The organism is Rhodococcus sp. HM1 (assembly GCF_023218075.1).
Taxonomy (GTDB): Bacteria; Actinomycetota; Actinomycetes; order Mycobacteriales; family Mycobacteriaceae; genus Rhodococcus.
In genome coordinates this window covers 13,265-32,688 of the sequence record NZ_JALPTB010000053.1, presented here as the reverse complement: position 1 = coordinate 32,688, position 19,424 = coordinate 13,265, and the positions used below count along the sequence as shown (strand labels likewise).

Annotated in this window: 15 protein-coding genes; 11 read left to right on the top strand and 4 right to left on the bottom strand. The window is 66.9% G+C overall.

Going from position 1 to position 19,424, the window contains the following annotated elements; genetic code table 11:
• The first annotated feature begins 163 nt into the window (after window positions 1-163).
• From M1M07_RS23365 to M1M07_RS23355, 3 genes are read left to right on the top strand one after another with little or no spacing between them, the layout of a single operon-like run.
• A complete protein-coding gene (locus M1M07_RS23365; protein ID WP_248675683.1) occupies window positions 164-1,753 on the top strand; it encodes an FAD-dependent oxidoreductase in 1,590 nt (529 codons plus the stop codon).
• Window positions 1,750-2,106, top strand: a complete 357-nt coding sequence (locus M1M07_RS23360) for a ferredoxin family protein (RefSeq protein WP_197252880.1) — start codon at window positions 1,750-1,752, stop codon at window positions 2,104-2,106. Before M1M07_RS23365 ends, M1M07_RS23360 begins: the two co-directional genes overlap by 4 nt.
• Entirely contained in the window at window positions 2,103-2,777 is a 675-nt protein-coding gene (locus tag M1M07_RS23355) for an NAD(P)H-binding protein (RefSeq protein WP_248675682.1), read from the top strand. The genes M1M07_RS23360 and M1M07_RS23355 overlap by 4 nt, the downstream gene beginning before the upstream one ends.
• A gap of 77 nt (window positions 2,778-2,854) precedes the next feature.
• On the opposite strand, the gene M1M07_RS23350 is transcribed toward M1M07_RS23355, so the two are convergent.
• The 3 genes from M1M07_RS23350 to M1M07_RS23340 are packed head-to-tail and all read right to left on the bottom strand — an operon-like array spanning window position 2,855 to window position 7,016.
• A complete protein-coding gene (locus M1M07_RS23350) occupies window positions 2,855-4,174 on the bottom strand; it encodes an LLM class flavin-dependent oxidoreductase (RefSeq protein WP_248675681.1) in 1,320 nt (439 codons plus the stop codon).
• Complete coding sequence (locus tag M1M07_RS23345) at window positions 4,171-5,469, bottom strand: acyl-CoA dehydrogenase family protein (protein WP_197250760.1); 1,299 nt, start codon at window positions 5,467-5,469, stop codon at window positions 4,171-4,173. Before M1M07_RS23345 ends, M1M07_RS23350 begins: the two co-directional genes overlap by 4 nt.
• The gene (locus tag M1M07_RS23340; RefSeq protein ID WP_197250761.1) at window positions 5,466-7,016 is read right to left on the bottom strand and encodes a rhodanese-like domain-containing protein; all 1,551 of its coding nucleotides are present in this window, start codon (window positions 7,014-7,016) and stop codon (window positions 5,466-5,468) included. Before M1M07_RS23340 ends, M1M07_RS23345 begins: the two co-directional genes overlap by 4 nt.
• A 287-nt stretch (window positions 7,017-7,303) precedes the next feature.
• On the opposite strand from M1M07_RS23340, the gene M1M07_RS23335 reads away from it, so the two are divergent.
• The 5 genes from M1M07_RS23335 (at window position 7,304) to M1M07_RS23315 (ending at window position 13,874) form a co-directional block, all read left to right on the top strand.
• A complete protein-coding gene (locus M1M07_RS23335) occupies window positions 7,304-8,593 on the top strand; it encodes an LLM class flavin-dependent oxidoreductase (protein ID WP_248675680.1) in 1,290 nt (429 codons plus the stop codon).
• Between the two features lie 163 nt (window positions 8,594-8,756).
• On the top strand, window positions 8,757-10,358 hold the full coding sequence (locus tag M1M07_RS23330; RefSeq protein WP_197250763.1) for an ABC transporter substrate-binding protein: 1,602 nt from the start codon (window positions 8,757-8,759) through the stop codon (window positions 10,356-10,358).
• Window positions 10,359-10,381: 23 nt separating this feature from the next.
• Window positions 10,382-11,350, top strand: coding sequence for an ABC transporter permease (locus tag M1M07_RS23325; RefSeq protein ID WP_197250764.1), 969 nt, complete (start codon window positions 10,382-10,384; stop codon window positions 11,348-11,350).
• Window positions 11,347-12,222 carry an ABC transporter permease gene (locus M1M07_RS23320; protein WP_197250765.1) on the top strand — a complete coding sequence of 292 codons (876 nt, stop codon included), beginning with the start codon at window positions 11,347-11,349 and terminating at the stop codon, window positions 12,220-12,222. The genes M1M07_RS23325 and M1M07_RS23320 overlap by 4 nt, the downstream gene beginning before the upstream one ends.
• A gap of 32 nt (window positions 12,223-12,254) precedes the next feature.
• The gene (locus tag M1M07_RS23315) at window positions 12,255-13,874 is read left to right on the top strand and encodes an ABC transporter ATP-binding protein (RefSeq protein WP_229581886.1); all 1,620 of its coding nucleotides are present in this window, start codon (window positions 12,255-12,257) and stop codon (window positions 13,872-13,874) included.
• A 102-nt stretch (window positions 13,875-13,976) separates the two neighbouring features.
• Here M1M07_RS23315 and M1M07_RS23310 read toward each other — a convergent pair whose 3' ends face one another.
• On the bottom strand, window positions 13,977-15,338 hold the full coding sequence (locus M1M07_RS23310; protein ID WP_248675679.1) for an NtaA/DmoA family FMN-dependent monooxygenase: 1,362 nt from the start codon (window positions 15,336-15,338) through the stop codon (window positions 13,977-13,979).
• Between the two features lie 306 nt (window positions 15,339-15,644).
• On the opposite strand from M1M07_RS23310, the gene M1M07_RS23305 reads away from it, so the two are divergent.
• Genes M1M07_RS23305 through M1M07_RS23295 form a run of 3 tightly spaced genes read left to right on the top strand, consistent with a single transcriptional unit; the run spans window position 15,645 to window position 19,090 of the window.
• Window positions 15,645-16,529 (top strand): LLM class flavin-dependent oxidoreductase, encoded by an 885-nt coding sequence (locus M1M07_RS23305; protein WP_248675678.1) that lies wholly within the window; start codon window positions 15,645-15,647, stop codon window positions 16,527-16,529.
• 22 nt (window positions 16,530-16,551) lie between these two features.
• Window positions 16,552-17,784 (top strand): acyl-CoA dehydrogenase family protein, encoded by a 1,233-nt coding sequence (locus M1M07_RS23300; protein ID WP_248675677.1) that lies wholly within the window; start codon window positions 16,552-16,554, stop codon window positions 17,782-17,784.
• Window positions 17,785-17,803: 19 nt separating this feature from the next.
• Complete coding sequence (locus tag M1M07_RS23295; RefSeq protein ID WP_248675676.1) at window positions 17,804-19,090, top strand: LLM class flavin-dependent oxidoreductase; 1,287 nt, start codon at window positions 17,804-17,806, stop codon at window positions 19,088-19,090.
• The last annotated feature ends 334 nt before the right edge of the window (window positions 19,091-19,424 follow it).

Below are 19,424 nucleotides of genomic sequence, written 5' to 3'. Positions count from 1 at the left end.
TACCTGTATTCGGCGCCGCTTGTCCTCGACTCCGACGAGGGCGGGTCGTGGATTGTGGGTAGTCGATCGGCGGCTGGGTTCGAGTCACGCTGATTCTGGTGATTGTGTCCACGGGGTGGATGCGGAATCTTCGCGGAAGACCCCGCGTGACAGGAGCCCTTCCGTGACCGAACCACTGGATCTGAGTACCGACGTTCTCGTCATCGGCGGTGGACCCGCCGGGACGTGGGCCGCCTTGCGTGCCCGCCGCGCCGGGGCCGACGTCGTGCTCGTCGACAAGGGCTACTGCGGGACCAGCGGCGCGACCGCACCGTCGGGCACGGGTGTCTGGTACGTCGCGCCCGAGCGGTCCGCGCGGGAGCAGGCCAAGGCGAGCCGTGAAGCGCTCGGTGGCTACCTGGCCGATCACCACTGGATGGACCGGGTGCTCGACCAGACGTACGAGAACATGAACCTGCTCGCGGACGAGGGCCGCTACCCGTTCCCCGTCGACCCCGACACCGGTCTGCAGATTCGCACCGGCGTGCAGGGCCCGGAGTACATGCGACGGATGCGCGCCTGGATCAAGCGCGCCGGCGTGCGGATCCTCGACCATTCGCCGGCGCTGGAACTGCTCGTCGACGCCGACGGGCAGGTGCGCGGCGCTGCGGGATACCGGCGCCAGGCCGACCGTGACTACCGGATCACCGCCGGGGCCGTGGTCATCGCGAGCGGGGGTTGCGCATTCCTGTCCGGTGCGCTGGGCACCAACGTCGACACCGGCGACGGCGCTCTGATGGCCGCCGAGGCCGGTGTGTCGTTCTCCGGGATGGAGTTCGCGAACGCATACGGGATCGCGGCGGCCGGTTCGACCGTCACCAAGACCGCCTACTACGGCTACGCGACGTTCTTCCACGCGGACGGTCGCGTGCTCGAAGGCGCCGGCTCGTCGCAGGGCCGTTCGGTGATCGCGCGGACCCTGCTGACCGAACCGGTGTTCGCTCAGCTCGACCGCGCCGACCCGCAGGTGCAACAGATGATGCGGGCCGGACAACCCAACTTCTTCCTGCAGTTCGATCGTCGCGGCATCAACCCGTTCACCGAGCGCTTCGAGGTGACGATGCTCGCCGAAGGCACCGTCCGCGGCACCGGCGGCATCGACATCGTCGACGACACGTGCGCGACGTCGGTGCCCGGCCTGTTCGCCGCCGGTGACGCCGCGACCCGCGAACGCATCTGTGGGGGATTCACGGGCGGGGGCAGCCACAACGCGGCGTGGGCGATGTCGTCGGGCAGCTGGGCGGGAACCGGCGCGGCCCGATTCGCGCGCACGGTCGCGCGGGTGACCGCCTCCGATCTGCGCCCGGCCGGTCGGGCGGGGCTGCGCCCGACCGGCCGTCCGACCCTCGACACGGCCACGGTGCTCGCCGCGGCCCGCGACGAACTGCTCCCGGTCGAGAAGAACCTGCTGCGCGACGGCCCCCGGCTGCAAGCAGCGCTGGGTCAGCTCGACGGGCTGTGGGCGGATGCGACGCGGAGTCTCGGCGCCTCGGGCGAGGAGCGGGTCCGGGCACGGCAGGCGGCGGCGATCACCGCAGTCGGCCGCTGGATCTACCATTCCGCGCTGGCCCGCACCGAAACCCGCGGCATGAGCAAGCGGTCCGATCATCCCGACCTCGACCCCGCCCAGCATCACCACGTTCTGACGGGCGGGCTCGACACGGTGTGGACGCGAACCGGGGCGGTCCGGAACTCACTGCTGGTGGCGTCATGATCGAACTGCTGATCGCCGACGCGTGCATCGGCTGCGACAAGTGCGTCGACGCATGCCCCACCAACGTGTTCGAGCGCACCGCCACCGGCATCCCGGTCATCGCCCGCCAGAGCGACTGCCAAACCTGCTTCATGTGTGAGGCGTACTGCCCGACCGATGCGCTGTACGTGCATCCGCAGGCGACGCCGGTGTCCGAGGAGGACCTCGACGCCGAACACATCGGCCGGTACCGGGCAGAACTGGGTTGGGGTAACGGTCGCGTCCCCGGCGCTCGGCGGGCGGTGGGCCCGAAACTGCCGCACGGCCCGTTGCCGCCGAGGCTTCCCGCCGCGGTTCTGGGCGGGTCGGCGTGACCGAGCTCCGCGTCGCGGTGCTCGGTGCCGGAGGGCGCGCGGGTAGCGCCGTCGTGAGAAGGATTCTGACCGAAGGTCATTCGGTCACCGCGTTGGTGCGGGCGAGGGCGCGGCACCCGTGGTTGGCCCAGCGAGGGGTCACCGTGGTCGAAGGGGATGCCACCGATGCGGCGGATGTGGCACGCGCACTCGCCGACGCGGATGCCGTCAATGCCGTGACGCCGTTCTCGGCCCCGCCGCCGTCGTTCGACGGGTTCGACGAGACGTTCTACGCGCGGGTGCTGGGCGCGATCCTCGCCGGTCGGCGTTCACCCGACGTGCGGATCGTGACCGTGGGGTTGTTCGCGAACCTGCGGTTGCCGGACGGTCGTGCGGTGTCGGACGTCGTCGATCTCTTTCCACAGGAGTTGCTTCCGTTCGCCCGCGCCCACGCGGGTGAACGCACGGTTCTGTCGCAGGCGGATCCGGCGCCGGACTGGCTGATCGTCACCCCACCGGCGGGTCTGTCGTCCGACGCGGCCGAGGTGTCGGCGTACACGCTGACCGAGGTCGTCGGCCCGGAAGCGCTGGGTGCGGCGCTGTCGTACGAGACGCTTGCGGCCGCTGTGGTCGACGAGATCGTCATGCCCACGGTTCGGCAGCGTCAGGTGCTGGTCCTGCCGGCGGCTTGACTCCCGCCAAGTCGCATCGTCGATCGATGCCGGCCGGAAAAGGCGCCGAAGCGAACCGTTTCCGGCCGGCAACGCCGTCATACGCGGTCGTCACCCCACGGGATCGGCAGGCCGAGGTTGCCGCGCAGTGTCGTCGACTCGTATTCCCGCCGGAAGATGCCGCGACGCTGCAGCTCCGGAACCAGCTGGTCGACGATCAGCTCGAGACCGCTCGGGAAGTAGTCGGCGTTGAGGTTGAAACCGTCGGCGCCGCGCCCGCGGAACCACTCCTCGATGGAATCCGCGACTTGCTCGGGTGTTCCGACGACGACCCGATGGCCGTTCGGATTGCGCGCGAGCAGTTCCCGGACCGTCAGGTCTTCCCGCCGCGCGAGATCGAGGATCGCGTTCGCGAAGCCCTGACTCACCCCGGCCCGAGCCGAAAAGTCCTCGATCTTGTCCCACGGCAACGCAGCATCGAGTGCGAGGTCGCCCGGGTCCAGACCGAGTGTCCTGCTGAGAGATTCGAGTTCCTCCTCGAATCCGGCGATCTCGTCGAGCCGGTCCTTCCGCTCGCGCGCCTCCTTCTCGGTGCTGCCCAGAACGGGGAACAGGCCGGGGAGGATGAGGATCTCGTCCGGTGAACGCCCGTGACCGGCAGCCTTCGACTTGACCGTCCGATAGAAGTCCTGCGCTGCGGCCAGCGTGTGATTGACGGTGAAGACCGCGTCCGCGTGCCGGGCCGCGAGTTCGATGCCCTGCGGCGAACCGCCTGCCTGAAGGAGGACGGGACGGCCCTGCGGTGAGCGCGGAACGTTGAGTGCCCCGCGAACCCGGAAGTGCTCGCCCTCGAAATCGATCGGGTGAATGCGCGCCACGTCGGCGAACTTCCCGGAACTCTGATCGGCGACCAGTGCATCACGCTCCCAGGAGTTCCACAGCGCCTTGACGACTCGGACCGATTCCTCGGCGCGACCGTAGCGGACGTCGTGGTCGGGCACGGCGTCGAGTCCGAACAGCCTCGCGGAGGCGAGCGCGCGGGTCGCGACGACATTCCATGCCACACGCCCACCGGACGCGTAGTCGAGGGAGGCGATCTTGCGTGCGATGTTGTACGGGTGATCGAAACTCGACGACACGGTCGCGACCAGGCCGACGTGCTCGGTCGCCCGCGCGACCGCGGTGAGCGGAACGATCGGGTCGAGCGCCTGCCACGGTCGCGTGATGTTCGGCGCGGAGTAGTCGAAGCCGTCGGAGAAGAACACGGCGTCGAGGCGGCCGCGTTCCGCGAGCCGCCCGATCTCCTCGTAGTAGCCCAGATCGAGGAACGAGAGCGGATCGTTCTGTACGCGCCACGAGGCCGGGTGCCGGCCGCTGTTGTTGACGTTGATGTTGAGATGCAGCCTGCGTTCGGTCACCGAGCGCTCCCGTAGAAGGCGACCGGATCGTCCGCGGCGTTCTCGAGGTCCGCGAGCGGGAGCAACGGCCGCGCGAGGCTCCAGGCGTCGGCGACTTCCTCGTCGATCAGCCACTTGCCGAGCGAATACGGCTTCCAGCGGACCGCATCGTGCAGGGTGTGGGTGCGGGCATCGCGCCAGTAACGGTCCAGGCCGAACGCCGGCTTGGTCGAACTCGAGCCACCGATGTCGAACAGGTCGGTCGTCACGCTCAGTGCGGTGCGGGTGCTGAGCACCTTCGCCTGGACCACTTCGTAGAACACGTCGATGACGGCGCTCAGCGCGGTGTCGGGACCGAGGGAGTCCAGCCGCCGTGCCGCGGATTCGACGAGCCGTCGCGCGGCGGTCGTTGCGATCCGCAGTTCGCCGAGGTGCGCGACGCCCAGCACGTCGTCGCGGAATTCGGCGGCACCGCTTCCGCGTCCGCCGTGGACCCGCCGAGCGAGTGCCAGCGCCTCGTACAGCGCGCCCTCCGCGAGACCGGTGTCGATCGCCGCGTGGATCAGCTGGGAGAGCGCCGAGATGCGATAGGTTGTCGCCGGATCCGAGGAGCGGGAGAGGAGCTGGATCGGCTGCACCTCGACATCGTCGAACTCCGCGGAGCCCGAACCGGTCGTCCTCTGACCGAAGCTGTCCCAGTCGTCGTGGATGACGACGCCCTGGTCGTCGGGCCGCACCACGACCGTCTCCTGCCCGCCTGCCTCGTTGCGTGCCTGGACCGCGATGAAGTCGCCGAAGAGCGAGCCGGTCGCGTAGACCTTCCGTCCGGACAGGTACAGCCTGCCGTCGCGCTCGACGACCGTGGTGTGCGCTTCACCCGGCCGGCGCTCACCCGGTTCTGCGGTCGCGTTTCCGAAGATCGCCCCGCTGCCGAGTTCGCGCAGGTAGAACTCCCGTTGCTCGGGTGATCCGGACAGCAACAGCCGTTCGACGGTCGCGAAATGGTTCTGCGGAAGCTGGCCGAGGCTTCCGTCCACGGAGGACACCGCGATGATCGCCTGGATCAGGGTCCGGCGGTCGAGCCCCAGCCCGCCGAACTCGACGGGCACGTTCAACGCCCAGAACTTGATGTTGCGCAGTTGCTCGACCTCGTCGAACGGGTAGCGACGTTCCCTGTCCCGCGACGGTGCCTCGTCGCGGAAGGTTGCGACGCGTGCCCGGAGTTCTTCGAGGAACCGGACGGATGCTTCTTCGCCGGTCGCTCCCGTCACCGTTGCGCTTGCGGCCACGAGGGAGTCCGCCTGTGCTGCGGTCACGACGCGATCTCCGCGAAGGCGAAGTGCGGATCGCCGCTGGTCGTCTCCAGAAGCGCGAGTTCCCACTCGAAATACTCTGCGTACCAGCGGTCCCGCTCGGGACCGAACGGGGGCGGTCCGGTGCGGTCGGCGATATCACCGGCGTAGTGCGGATCATCGGTGGTGAGTGTTTCCGCGGCGTCGATTCCGCCGGCCAGGACTACTACGGACGCCGGCACTTCGGAGACGACGTGTTCCGGCGAGTACCGGTCGTTCCCGACGAGCACGAGTGTCGCGTCCGGTGCCTTCTCGGCGATCTGGGTGAGTTGCTCGCGGCGGGCGTGTACCGAGCCCGGGATGTGTCCGGCGGCATAGTCGGCGGAGGGCCGCAGGTCCACGACAAGATGGTCGGTGCCGTCGGTTCGCCACTGCTCGAGCTCGGACCGGTCCACGTGCTGCGCGTCCGGAAGAGGGAGCGCACGACGCGGATGATCGAGTACCGCGTCCTCGGTGTACGCGACAACCGACAAGGGGCCGGTGTGCAGGTATCGCAGCCACTGAACGGTGCTCGCGGCCCGCACGAAGTCCTGATCGTCGACGAGGACGACGTGGGCGTTCGGGACGGCGATGTGGTTGTCGACCTGCTGCACCAGCTGTCCGCCCGGCGCGGACACGCTGACCTCGAAATGGCCGGCCGCGAACTCTGCGGGCGTGCGAACGTCGAAGACATAGGTGGTCGTGGACGCATCGGCCAGGCGTTCCTGGACGGCGTCGGGAGAGAGGACCTGCACACCGGCCTTGTCGAAGGTGGCACGCACCCATGCGGCGAGCTCGTCCGAGACGTCCTGCGGTGCCGGAAGTGCCTGCTCGTCACCGAAGGCGAGAGAACGCCCGGACTGCTCCCACGCGGGGGTGCCGTTGTAGAGGGAGAAGACCTGGTTGGCGATGCCCGTGTTGATCAGGGACTGGGCGCCCACGATGCCGCGCGTGCGCCCCGCGCAGTTGATGACGACCTTGGTGTCGGGACTTTTCACGACACTGCCTGCACGATAAGCGATCTCGGCTCCGCCGCCGGTGTCGTATCCACCCGGAATGTGGTGGTGCAGGTACTCGGTCGTCGGTCGGCTGTCGAGAATGACGACGTCGTCGCCCTGCTCGATCCAGCCCTGCACGGTCGTGCTGTCGACGGTGGGAGTGGAGAACTCGTGTTCGATCCACTCGCCCAGGGTCTTGCTGCGCACGTTCGTGCCCGTGTAGAGGCGACCACCGGCGTTCGTCCATCCGGTGAGACCGTCCTCGAGCACCCGGACGTCGCTGTAGCCGAGAGATTCGAGCAGGTCGGCAGCGGGTCCGTCGGTATCCGGCTCGCCGGCCAGTACCACGGTGGTGGCAGTGCCGGGAACCAGATCGACGATGCGCTGCTCGATCTCGTGGAACGGCAGAGACGCGCTGACCGCGATATGGCCCTTGCTGCGTTCCAACGGAGTGCGCACGTCCAGTACGGCGACGGCCGGGGCGCGATCGGACACGAGCTCGAGTAGGTCTTTCCCGGAGATGTATGTGGTCATCGGTTTCCTGTGAAGAGGCGGTTGGCGCTTCGTCTCGGACGAGCGAAGAAACGAAAGGAGGCTGCGCGCAAGGTGAGCGCAGACGACAGAATCTCGCGTCCGCGGGTTCCCCGACAGGGTTGTGCTCAGTCTGGTTCGGATACGTGTCGATGCGCGGAAAAGTCCATCTCCCATCCTGATTCAGGGTGATCGGAACTCTCGGTGAACCTCGGCGCTCGACCTAGCCTCGATCACGGGTGCCGTTGCGGCCCCGCGACTGCGACCCCGAGGAAGGTGCTGGACCGATCATGTCCACATTGATTCTGAATTCGGTGATTCGTGCGATCGGATTCACGCAGGGCGGCTGGCGGCACCCGTCGGCGAAGCCCGAGGGGGCTCTCGACCTCGACTACTACCGTGAGTACGCGGCACTGTCCGAGCGGGGACTGTTCGACGGATTGTTCGTTGCGAACACCCCGGCGGTCCCGGACAACGACTGGGCCTATCTCTTCTCACCCCTCGAACCGGTCTCGCTGTTGTCCGCGCTCGCACCGTCGACATCGCACATCGGTCTCATCGCCACCGTGTCGTCGACGTTCACACACCCGTACAACATCGCCCGGCAGATCGCCACGCTCGACCATCTCAGTGGCGGGCGAGCGGGAGTCAACATCGTCACCACCGGATCGGAATCGGCGGGACGGAACTTCGGATTCGATGCGCTGCCACCCCACGCGGATCGGTACGAACGGGCCGACGAGTACATCGACGTCCTGCTCCGGCTGTGGGACAGCTGGGGCGACGACGCGATCGTCCTCGACAAGGCCGCAGGCGTACAGGTGAACACGGCGTCGGTGGTGCCCATCGACCATCGCGGCACGCATTTCGCCGTGAAAGGCCCGCTGGACACGCCGCGTTCACCACACGGTCGCCCGCTGTTGTTCCAGTCCGGTGCCTCGGACCGGGGCAGACAGCTGGCCGCCAAGTATGCCGACGCCGTCTACTCGGTCGCGCAGGACATCCGGCAGGCACGGGACTTCCGCAGTTCACTCCACGCTCTTCAGCGCGGTGGAACCTCGTCGAGGCCGCCGGTGAGGGTCCTGCCCGGTCTCATCCCGATCGTCGGCAGTACGCAGCGGGAGGCCGAGCGACTGCACGAGGAGATCAGTTCGCTCAATCCACCGGAGCGCGGAATCGCGGCCCTCGAACAGCGCCTGGGCATCGACCTCGGCGGAATCGAACTCGACTCGCCGTTCCCGGTCGATCGGCTTCCGGATCTGTCCGAGGTCGAGGGGAGCATCAGTTCGCACGAGTCGATCCGGCGGTTCGTGACCGGGCCCCAGGTCACCCTCCGTCATGTTCTGCGAGTGACCGACGCGGGCAACAGCCACCTGCGATTCGTGGGATCCCCGGAGTTCGTGGCCGATCGGATCGAGGAGTGGTTCACCACCGGCGCGGCGGACGGTTTCAACATCAACCCGGCGATCACGCCGTCGGGTCTCGTGGACTTCGTCGAACACGTGGTGCCGTTGCTGCAGGAGAAGGGCATCTACAAGCGCGCCTACGAGGGTGCGGCGCTGCGCGCCGCGTTCGCCTGAGCGCTCCACGTCGCTTTCGGTGGAGAGTTTCGGCCAGGGCGAAGTAATTCATTGAGGCCCGGGACCAAGGGCCCTACCGTCTGTCGGGAATGCGGACGGCCGTCGAGTCTCGCACGGATCGGCTGGCGCCGATTTCGAAAGTCAGCAACACAGTGAGGAATTCATGTCACGCGTAAAGAAGCTGGTCGCCGGCCTGATTGCGGCGGGCGTACTGGCAGGATGCTCGCAAGGTGGACAGTCGGCCTCGACGGGACCGTCCGGTGAACCGCAGCAGGGCGGAACGGTCGTCTACTCCGACGTCATGTACGTGACGGACGCCCTCAGCGGCTTCTACTCGACCGGCAACCTGTTCCTGCAGATCGTGGACCGTCTGGTCTACACCGATCCGAGGAACGGTGAGATCACACCATGGCTGGCCGAGAGTTTCTCCCGGAACGAGGACGCCACCGTGTACACATTTACGATCCGGGACGGTGTGACCTTCAGCGACGGAACTCCGCTGACGGCCGACATAGTCAAGGCGAACCTCGATCAGGTCGGAAAGGGCGACCCCGACAAGAAGATTCCCGCGTTCACGGACTTCGTCGGCTACGACCGCTCCGAGGTTTCCGGTAACACGGTGACCGTGTACCTGTCCGCACCCAACACGAACTTCTACCGGGTCGTGGCCGGTCACCGCGCCGGAATCCGTGCGGCGTCGACGCTCGCGCTCGACTACGAGGGCCAGGCCAAGATCGAGAACGTCGTCGGTTCGGGCGCTTTCGTCTACGAATCCCACGTGCCCGACCAGAAGGTCGTGCTGACCCGGCGCGACGACTACGCGTGGCCGCCCGCAGTGTCCCCGAACCAGGGGCCGGCGTACCTCGACAAGATCGAGATCCGTGCGATCGGCGAGCCGGGACTGCGTGCCGGGGCGGTGCAGTCCGGACAGGTCGACGTCGCGCGCGGAATCCAGCCGACCGACGAAGCGGGGCTCGCCGCCGCGGGTAAGCAGGTCATTCCCGTTTCGGCCCCATTGCTGACCTCCAACATCGCCGCTGTCCGCATCGGCAACGAGGACGTGAGCGATGTGCGCGTGCGCCGGGCCCTCCAACTGGGCATCGACCGCGACGCCCTCGTGGCCACCGTTCTGTCCGACAGCTACCGGGCAGCGGATTCGGTTCTGAACCACGACGATCCCGCGTTCGTCGACCTCGGCGACAAGATCGAGTACAACCCCGACGAGGCTGCACGGCTGCTCGACGAGGCCGGCTGGAAGGTCGGGCCCGACGGCATCCGCGAGAAGGACGGCAGGCCGCTCGAGCTGAGTGTGTCCGCGTCGGTGCAGAGCGTGGTGATCAAGCCGGCATTCGAGTTCATCGAGTCGCAGTGGCGCGACCTCGGTATCAAGCTCGTCAACAACGCAGGCGACACCACCGCCTACAACATCGCCGTCGCCGACCCGAGCAAGCCGCTCCTGGGGACCAGGACGTACTACAACGTGGGCCTTGCATTGCTGTTCGGGCGCGACAAGAACACGCTGACGTTCGCCGCGGACGACGAGCTCATCGCGCTGTCCGGTCAGGAACTGTCCGCGACCGATCCGCAGAAGCGCAACGACGTTCTGGCGCAGGTGCAGCAGCAGGTCGTCGACAAGCACCTGGCGCTGGTGCTGTGGGACGAGGTGCAGGTGCACTCCGCCTCGCCGGACGTGCACATCGAGTTCACGAACCTGACCGAGCCGCTCTTCCAGAGTGCCTGGAAGTCCTCGCAGGCGGAGGGATAGATGACGAAGCCGAGGCGCGCGCGATGACGCGATACGTGCTCTCCAGGATCGGGCAGTCGCTGCTGGTGCTGCTGCTCGCGTACACCGTCGTGTTCTGGGGTGTGAGTATCCTCCCGTCCGATCCCGCCACGATCTTCGTGGCGAAGGGGGAAGGATACTTCAACCCGGAAGTCGTCGAGCAGGTCAAGCAGTTCTACGGTTACGACAAGCCTTTGCTCGCACAGTATTTCGGGCAGCTCGTGCAGCTGGCGAGCGGCAACTTCGGCTTCTCGCTGTCGAGTGGGCAAGCGGTCACCGATCGCATCGCCGACGTCGTCGGCGAGACGTTGAAGCTTGCCGGGACCGCAACCGTGTTCGCGATCGTCATCTCGGTCGGCATCGTCCTGCTGGCGACGACCAGCCGTTTCGAGCGACTGCGCAAGGCGGTGCGCAACATCCCGCCGCTGTTCAGCTCGGTACCGACCTTCTGGCTCGGCCTGGTGATCCTGCAGATCTTCTCGGTGCAACTCGGGTTGTTCTCGCTCTTCCCGGACGGTTCGGTGGCGTCGTTCGTCATACCGGCGCTGGTGCTCGCGGTCCCGATCTCGGCGCCGATCGCGCAGGTCCTGCTGAAGAATGCCGAAGCGACCATGCGGCTTCCCCACGTCGCCACGGCGCGTGCGAAGGGAGGAACACCCGGCTGGGTCATCCGCAAGCACGTGCTCAAGAACGCGGCCGGACCGGCTCTCACCGTCACCGCAACCACCGTCGGTGCCCTCCTGGGCGGATCGGTGGTCACCGAGACCGTCTTCTCGCGGGCCGGCCTCGGCTCGGTTCTGATGGACGCTGTTGCAACACAGGATATCTCCCTCATTCAGGGACTCGTCCTGCTCACAACGGTCGCCATCGTCGCGATCAACCTCGCCGTCGACCTGATCTATCCGATCCTCGATCCACGAGTAACCAGGACCCAGAGCAAGGGTTTCAGCACTCGCCTAGGCAGGTTCCAATGAGTGAATCGACATCGGAGCGGATCGTCGTCGATCCCGAAGTCTCCGAAGACCGTGCAGGGGTGCTCGGCGTCGTGCGCGGTCTTCCGTTGCCGGTGCTGCTCTCCGCGTCGTTACTCGTCGTCGTGGTGCTCTGGACGCTGGTGCCCGGGTTGTTCACCTCGTTCGACCCGCTCACCGGCAACCATGTGGACAAGTTCCAGCCGCCGAGCTGGGAACACTGGTTCGGTACCGACCACCTCGGACGCGACGTCCTCACCCGCGTCGTGCACGGCACATCGCAGACCGTCCTGACGGCCGGTATCGCCGTCGCAGTCGGCCTGGTGATCGGCAGCGTCATCGGGATCCTCGCCGGGGTGTCCGGACCGGTCGTCGACGCCGTCGGTATGCGCATCAGCGACGTGCTGCTGGCTCTGCCGGGCTTCCTGGTGTCGATCTGGATCGTCACCGCGTACGGGGCGGGACGGCTGTCCGTCGGAATCGGTGTGGGTATCGGCTCGATCGCGATCTTCGCGCGGGTGTTCCGGGCGGAGGTGCTCCGGGTGCGCGCACTCGACTACGTCGAAGCGGCGTTCCTGTCCGGGGCGAGCCGATGGGCGGTGATCCGCAAGCACATTCTGCCGAACGCCGTGGGAGCGGTGGTCGCGCTCGCGGTCATCGACCTGAGTGCCGCCATCCTGGCGATCGCGGCGCTCGGCTATCTCGGATACAGCGCCCCGCCGCCGACTCCGGAGTGGGGCCTGCTCGTGGCCGAAGGACGCAACTACATCGCCACCGCGTGGTGGCTGACAACGCTGCCGGGCATCGTGATCCTGCTGGTGATCATCGCGCTCGGTGTGGTCAGCAGGCGGTTGCTCGCGGCCAACAGAATCTGACCACGGATCCAACCACGGGAGCCAGAATCCACATGTCCGAACCGCTACTCGACATCGAAGATCTCGTCGTCACCTACGGTGCCGGCGACACCGCCAAGGTCGCACTCGACCACGTGAGCCTGAGACTGGAGAAGGGGCAGTTCACCGCCGTTGTCGGCGAATCGGGCTCGGGTAAGACGACCTTGGCGAACGTGGTGGTCGGTCTGCTTCCCGAGTCGGCGCACACGCATGCGACCACCGCGGTCCTCGACGGACACGGCATCCTGGGGCTGTCCGAACGGCAGTGGAGCGGGTTGCGCGGCAGCACGGTCGGTTTGGTACCGCAGGATCCGGGGGCGTCCCTGAATCCGGTGCGTACGATCGGAGCGCAGCTCGCCGAGGTGTTCGAACTCCGGAATCTGAAGCTGAGCCGCAGCGAGGTACGTCGCCGCAGCATCGAGTTGCTGGAGCAGGTCGAGATCGACAACCCGGAACGACGGCTCCGTCAATATCCCGGTGAACTGTCCGGTGGTATGCGGCAACGGGTCCTCATCGCGATCGCGTTCGGCCTCAATCCGAAGCTGCTCGTGGCCGACGAACCGACATCCGCGTTGGATGTCACGGTTCAGAGCCAGGTCCTGCGGGTGCTGGACCGGCTGGTCGCCGAGCACGGCACCACCGTCCTGTTCGTCACCCACGACATCGGCGTGGCGACCGACCACGCGTCGCGCATCGTGGTGATGAGGGACGGTCGGGTCGTCGAGCAGGGCGACGTCGAATCGGTGGTCACCGAGCCCCGGTCGGAGTACACGCGCACATTGATCGGCCGGATCCGGGAGGTCACACCGCCGGCGCCGCTGCCCACCCGCACCGATTCGGACGAGGTCGTCCGGGTATCCGCGATCACCAAGGAATTCCGGGTCAAGGGCCGGATCGTGCACCGGGCCGTCGACGGCGTCGACCTGTCGGTGCGGCGCGGCGAGACCGTCGCCCTGGTCGGCGAGTCCGGGTCGGGCAAGTCGACCACCGCGAAGATGATCATCGGACTGACAACACCGACCGGCGGCACGGTCGAAGTGCTCGGGCGGAACGTCGCCCGGCTCGGGCACCGCGAGCGACGCCACCACTGGCGCGAGGTCCAGTTCGTCTACCAGAACCCCGACTCCGCGCTGGACCCCCGATGGTCGATCCGGCAGATCCTCGACGAGCCGTTGCGCTCCTTCGGGATCGGCGACGCCGCGCTGCGAAAACAGCGGATCGAACAGGCCCTCGGCAGCGTGAACCTACCGGCGGGATCCCTCGACAAGTACGCCGCCGAACTGTCGGGAGGCCAGCGCCAGCGCGTCGCCATCGCGCGGGCACTGGTGGTCCGGCCGGAGATCGTCATTCTGGACGAGCCGCTCTCCGCCCTCGACGTGGTCACACAGGACCAGATCATTGCCCTCCTGATCGATCTGCAGCGCAATCTGGACCTGACGTACCTGTTCATCTCCCACGATCTTGCGGTGGTCCGTCAGATCTCGCACAGAGTCGCCGTTCTCCGGTCGGGTCGGCTCGTCGAATTCGGCGACACGCAACGAGTGTTCGACGAACCGTCTTCGGAGTACACGCGCAATCTCATCGACTCCGTTCCGGGACAGCGGTTCCGGAGCTCGCTGCTCGTCGGAGCCTGATCACGGATCGCGCCGTCACCGATACTCGTATCGCGTGCCGCGGAACGGATCTCGTTCCGCGGCAAGCGATATGCTTTCGCGTCCGCCGCTCGGCCGGGACGCTCAGCTCTCGACGAGCAACCGGGTCGTTTCGAGACCGGGTGTGGTGGTTCCGAGACGTCGACGCAGACTGATGTCGTGCCCATTCTCGTTCTCGGGATCCCGGAAGATGCCGAGATCCCGTAGGCGCGGAAGGAGGTCGCGCCGGATCCGTTCGAAACTCGAGCCACCGAGAAGAATGAATCCGTCCGCTGCACCCTCGTCGATCCACTGCGCGATCGTCGCCGCCGCGTGCTCCGCGGTGCCGACGATCTGGAAGTGACCGAACGACGTCGCGTACCGCACGAGGAAGTCGCGCAGGGTGGCGTATTCGCCGGTCTCGATCCACCGGCGGTAGATGAGCGCTCGACTGACGCGCCGGCCCCGCTGCTCGAGTTCTGCCAGGGTGGGGAACCGGTCGAGCGGAATCGGATCGTCGAAGCCGAGGTCCGTGAGGTCCAGTTCCGGAATCTCGTAGCGGATCGCTTCACGTGCACGCTCGAGGTCCCGATCGGTCAGTTCGGCGCGGTAGGCCGCTTTCGCATCCGTTTCGGTATCGCCCAGATAGATCCGGATTCCCGGCAGCACCTTCAGGTCGTCCGGGTGCCGCCCCTTGGCGACGACCGCGTCCTTGAGCTTCCTGTAGTAGCTCTGTCCCGACGCGAGATCGGGGCTCGCGACGAAGACGACTTCGGCGGATTCGGCAGCGAACTCGATCCCGATGTCGGATGCCCCGGCCTGCGCGATCACCGGGAACGACTGGGGTGCGGGTGGAAGGTCGAGGGCCTGCCGAACCCGGAAGTTCTCTCCCTCCCAGTCGATGTCCCGGACCCGGTCGGTGTCGACGTAGATCTCCGAGTCCGGGTCTGCGATGATCGCGTCGGGATCCCACGACTTCCACAGCGCCTTGGTGACGCCGAGGAATTCCCGGGCCCTGCGGTACCGGTCGTGCGGGGCGGGAAGGGTGGTGTATCCGTAGTTGACCTCACCGTTGAACGACGTCACGACGTTCCAGCCCGCCCGGCCGCCCGACAGCCGATCGAGCGAGGTGAGTTCCCGGGCCACCGTGTAGGGCTCACTGAACTGCGTGGACAGCGTGATCACGAGACCGATCCGGTCGGTGTGTGCGGCCAGATACGTGGCCAGGGTGAGCGGCTCGAACGAGCGGGGGCCGTCGTACGCGATCTGTGTTCTGTTCAGTCCCGCGAAATCCGCGATGAACACCGCGTCGAAACCCAGGTGTTCCAGCTCGCGTGCGAACTCGGCCCTCGCTCGGTGATTGCCCTCCGATTCGGCCGGCGTCGACGAGAACTTCCATCGGGGAAAGCGATCGGCGAACCGAAATTCGGATGAGACGAAGAAGACGGACGGGTTTCTCTGGGGCACGATGTTCCTTACAGGTAGGTAAATCGCTATACGGCATGCATTTCCGCATTCGCGAGGCGGTATGTCGCAGGCAATGCTCGGACGAGCGTCGATCGAAGAGAAGCGTTTGCCTCCGCCTGAAGGTATTTCACGCAGGTCGTCTCGACGCCGGCGCGACTGCGGCAGAGGCCGGTTCAGAACCATCTCGAGCCTAACGATGGCAGGCGCCGGAATTCGGTGAGAGTTTCGACCGGTGGCCCTGGAGTCCCGGCCACGGCCATCTCTCGGGCCTGTGTACCGGAAATGCATGCGGAGGAGACGATTTCGGTGGGAACACGACCGCTGGTCGGGATCGACATCGACACTGCGGTGTTGTCGGAGTTGTTCGATCCGGCCGGCCCTTTGTCACCCCTCGAGGCGGGGGCACTTCTCGACGCGTCGGCGGTCGACTTCGCCATCCTGGGAGGCGACGTGCTCGATCCGCGGGTCGCGCCGGAGCAGCGGTTCGACGCGAGCGTCGCCGCCGCATTGCTGGCGGCGAACTCCCGCAGGATCGGTCTCGTCGTCGCAGCCGATCCTCGGGTTCATCACCCGTACAACCTCGCGCGGCGGCTCGCGTCGCTCGATCACCTGAGCGGGGGCAGGATCGGCTGGCTGGTGGGCGCCGGAGCATCGAGCGGCCCCGCCGAGGGCGTGGAGAGCCTGCTCGACGACGCGGTGACCGTCGCGCGCAAGCTGTGGGAGAGCTGGCCCGCCGACAGCATCGTCGCCGACCGCGAACGGGCCGTGTTCGTCGAGTCGGAACGCATCACCTTCATCGACCACGAGGGAGTGTTCTCGGTTTCGGGACCGCTCAACGTGCCGGAGCCGCCACAGCGGAAGCTACCGGTGTTCCGGTTCTCGGACACTGCGCCGGACTCGATCGCGGGCGCACCCGATGTCGTGATCGTGCGCGGCACCGACGAGGGCGCCCACCAGCAGATCCTCACGCTGCGTGAGGTCACGTGGAACGGCTCGTGGGACGTCGAGGCACCCGAGCGCGGCGGCGTGGTCGTCAGGATTCGTGACGTGCACGATCTCGAATCCGTTGCGACCGTCGCCGGACCGAGACCGCCCGGGGCCGGAGACACGACGCTCCGTGAGCGCCTCGGTCTGCCTGCGGCCTCTCGCATCCTCAGTGGGCACCGTCGCAGTCTGTTTCCCGTTTCGTAACCCCGAAAATTCGAAGGACGTCATGACAACGCAATCCGTCGACCTACGGCCCGGTCCGGCAGACCGACTGTCACCGGGATCCGGTCGTTCACGCAGCGAGATCCTTTCGGTGATTGCCGCCGACGCACGGCGCCGCCGGGACGAGGGTGGTGGCGAACCGCCGCTCGCAGCTCTCGAACTGCTCCGCGAAGAGCGAATCGGCGCGGTGCGGGTTCCGGTGGAACTGGGTGGTGCCGGCTACTCGTTGCGCGATCTGTTCGACCTGATCATCGATCTCGCTGAGGCGGATCCGGACGTGCCGCACATTCTGCGGGTGCACTTCGCCTTCGTCGAGGAACTGTTCCGGGTACCGACCACCGAGAAGAAGCAGCGGTGGCTCGGTGAGGTTCTCGCCGGCTCCTTGTTCGGCGGCGCGAACTCCGAGCTGTCATCCCGCGCGGTGGGCAAGTACGAGTTCGATACGACGCTCACCTCCGACGGTGACGGATACCGATTGAACGGCACCAAGTTCTACAGCACGGGCACCGTGTTCTCCGACTACGTGAGGGTCACCGCAGGAGTGCCGGACGGCACCGTGCTCAGCGCGGTCGTTCCTACTCGTCGCGAGGGCGTCGAGCACCTCGACGACTGGGACGGAATCGGCCAGCGCCATACCGGCAGCGGGACAACGGTCTTCACCGACGTGCGGGTGGCAGAGGACGAAACCTTCCCGTTCCGCCTCGCCGGCGACACGCTGCGCGCACGGCAGTCGTTCCCGCAACTCGTTCTCCACGCCGTCGCAGCGGGCATTCTCCGATCCGTCGCCACCGATGCCGCCGAGCTCGTTCGCAGCCGGCGGCGTAGCTTCGCGTTCGCAACGGTCTCGGAGCCCCGTCACGATCCGCAGCTGCTGGAGATCATCGGCTCGCTGACCGCGACGGCGTTCGCGGCGGAATCGATCGTGCGCGCCGCTGCAGAAGCGCAGGACGAGGCGACCGCCGCTGCGCGGACGACCGGGATCGACCCGGCCCTCGAGGCGCGGGCCTCGATCCTGGCAGCGAAGGCGAAGGTGGCGATCGAGGAACCGGCACTGCGCGCCGCGTCCCGTCTCTTCGATGTGGGCGGTGCCTCCGCCACGCGGCAGTCGGCACACCTCGATCGGCATTGGCGAAACCTGCGCACCCTGTTCGCCCACAATCCGACGGCATACAAGGCGAGGGTCCTCGGTGACCTGTTCGTCAACGACACTCCTCTGCCCGACACCGGGTTCTTCTGAGCCGGAAAGGACATCCGAGATGACTCACTCGAACCGTCGGCTGGTCCTCAACGTCAACGTCCTCGACGTCGGTATTTCCCCGGGTGCCTGGACACTCGGCGTCGCACCGAACGCTTTTCTCGACGCATCCCACTTCGTGCGCATCGCGCAGGCAGCCGAACGGGGAACCCTGGACGGGTTCTTCCTGGCCGACAGCCCGGGATTCTGGGAGAACCCGAAGGTCAAACCCACCCGGGCCCTCGAACCGACCGCGGTCCTGGCAACGGTCGCCGCACACACGACGAACCTCGGATTGATCGGCACGGCATCGACGACCTTCAACGAGCCCTACGAGCTCGCGGAAAGATTCCTCTCGCTGGACGTCGCGAGTGGTGGGCGGGTCGCCTGGAACGTCGTGACGACCTATTCGCCGGTGGTGGGAGCGAACTTCGGGTTGCAGGCGCTCCCGGACCGCGAGGAGCGGTACGCCCGCGCCGCCGAATTCGTCGATGTCGTGACCGAGTTGTGGGAATCGGCTCTGACCGGTGTTCCCGTGAATCACCGCGGTCCCCGATTCGAGGTGTCCGGGCGTCTCGCGGTCGCGCCGTCGGCGCAGGGTTACCCGGCGCTGATCCAGGCGGGCGGATCGCCGGCAGGACGTGAACTCGCCGGACGTACGGCGCACGGGGTCTTCACCGCGGAACTCACCCTGGCCGCCGGGATCGAGCACTACCGCTACGTCAAGGACGCGGCCGCCCGGGCGGGCCGGGACCCGGACCAGGTCAAGATCCTCCCGGGTCTGATCACCGTGATCGGGTCCACCGAGCGAGAAGCGATCGAACGTCACGAATCCCTGCGCGCGCACGTGCCCGCCGATTTCGGAGCCGAGCGGCTGAGCGGCACCTTGGGCGTCGACGTCACGACCCTGGACTGGGACGAGCCGATTCCGGCGCACGTTCTCGCGGTTCCCGAGGACCTCGACGCTTACCAGGGGTCGCTCGGGTTCCGGGAATCGGTGGTCGGACTCGCGCAGGAGGGCAATCTCTCGATCCGGCAGCTGCTGCGGTCCCTGAACGGCAGCGGAGGTCATCGCGCGATCATCGGCACCCCCGAACAGGTCGCGGACACCATCGAGGAATGGTTCCTCGCAGGAGCCGCAGACGGATTCAATCTGATGCCGGACGCGTTGCCGACCGGGCTGGACGAGTTCGTCGACCACGTCGTGCCGATCCTGCGCCGACGAGGGTTGTTCCGGCACGAGTACTCCGAGAAGACGCTCAGGGGTCGGTTCGGGGCGACGTTGCCGGCATTGCACGCCGTCGGGTAGCCCCGCGGAAGCATCAGGGGGACGACAGGTCCGTGTAGGAGCAGACCGCAGGTCCGCGTGGAAAGGGACCAGAGGTCCGTGCCGTTCGGGAACACCGACGGCACGGACCTGTCGTCGTTTCGGACTCGTTTCGAAAGTCTCACGCGGGGAATCCGTCACGGAGATCCGAACTCTACGGGTATGGGACGAAGGGCTCTAGCATTGACGATATTCGGACGGTCCGCCCCGCATGTCGGGTCCTGCGGCCGCCGATTCGTATGTACATCGTCGACCCCGAGATCGGTTGCGAATCAGCAGTAGTCGATCCTCGGAGAGCCGGTGGCCATTCGGAACA

Excerpts from the sequence above, each read along its gene's own strand:
- M1M07_RS23340 (WP_197250761.1), bottom strand. The coding sequence starts at position 7,016 with ATGACCACATACATCTCCGGGAAAGACCTACTCGAGCTCGTGTCCGAT.
- M1M07_RS23300 (WP_248675677.1), top strand. The coding sequence starts at position 16,552 with ATGACAACGCAATCCGTCGACCTACGGCCCGGTCCGGCAGACCGACTG.
- M1M07_RS23320 (WP_197250765.1), top strand. The coding sequence starts at position 11,347 with ATGAGTGAATCGACATCGGAGCGGATCGTCGTCGATCCCGAAGTCTCC.
- M1M07_RS23315 (WP_229581886.1), top strand. The coding sequence starts at position 12,255 with ATGTCCGAACCGCTACTCGACATCGAAGATCTCGTCGTCACCTACGGT.
- M1M07_RS23335 (WP_248675680.1), top strand. The coding sequence starts at position 7,304 with ATGTCCACATTGATTCTGAATTCGGTGATTCGTGCGATCGGATTCACG.
- M1M07_RS23325 (WP_197250764.1), top strand. The coding sequence starts at position 10,382 with ATGACGCGATACGTGCTCTCCAGGATCGGGCAGTCGCTGCTGGTGCTG.
- M1M07_RS23330 (WP_197250763.1), top strand. The coding sequence starts at position 8,757 with ATGTCACGCGTAAAGAAGCTGGTCGCCGGCCTGATTGCGGCGGGCGTA.
- M1M07_RS23360 (WP_197252880.1), top strand. The coding sequence starts at position 1,750 with ATGATCGAACTGCTGATCGCCGACGCGTGCATCGGCTGCGACAAGTGC.
- M1M07_RS23295 (WP_248675676.1), top strand. The coding sequence starts at position 17,804 with ATGACTCACTCGAACCGTCGGCTGGTCCTCAACGTCAACGTCCTCGAC.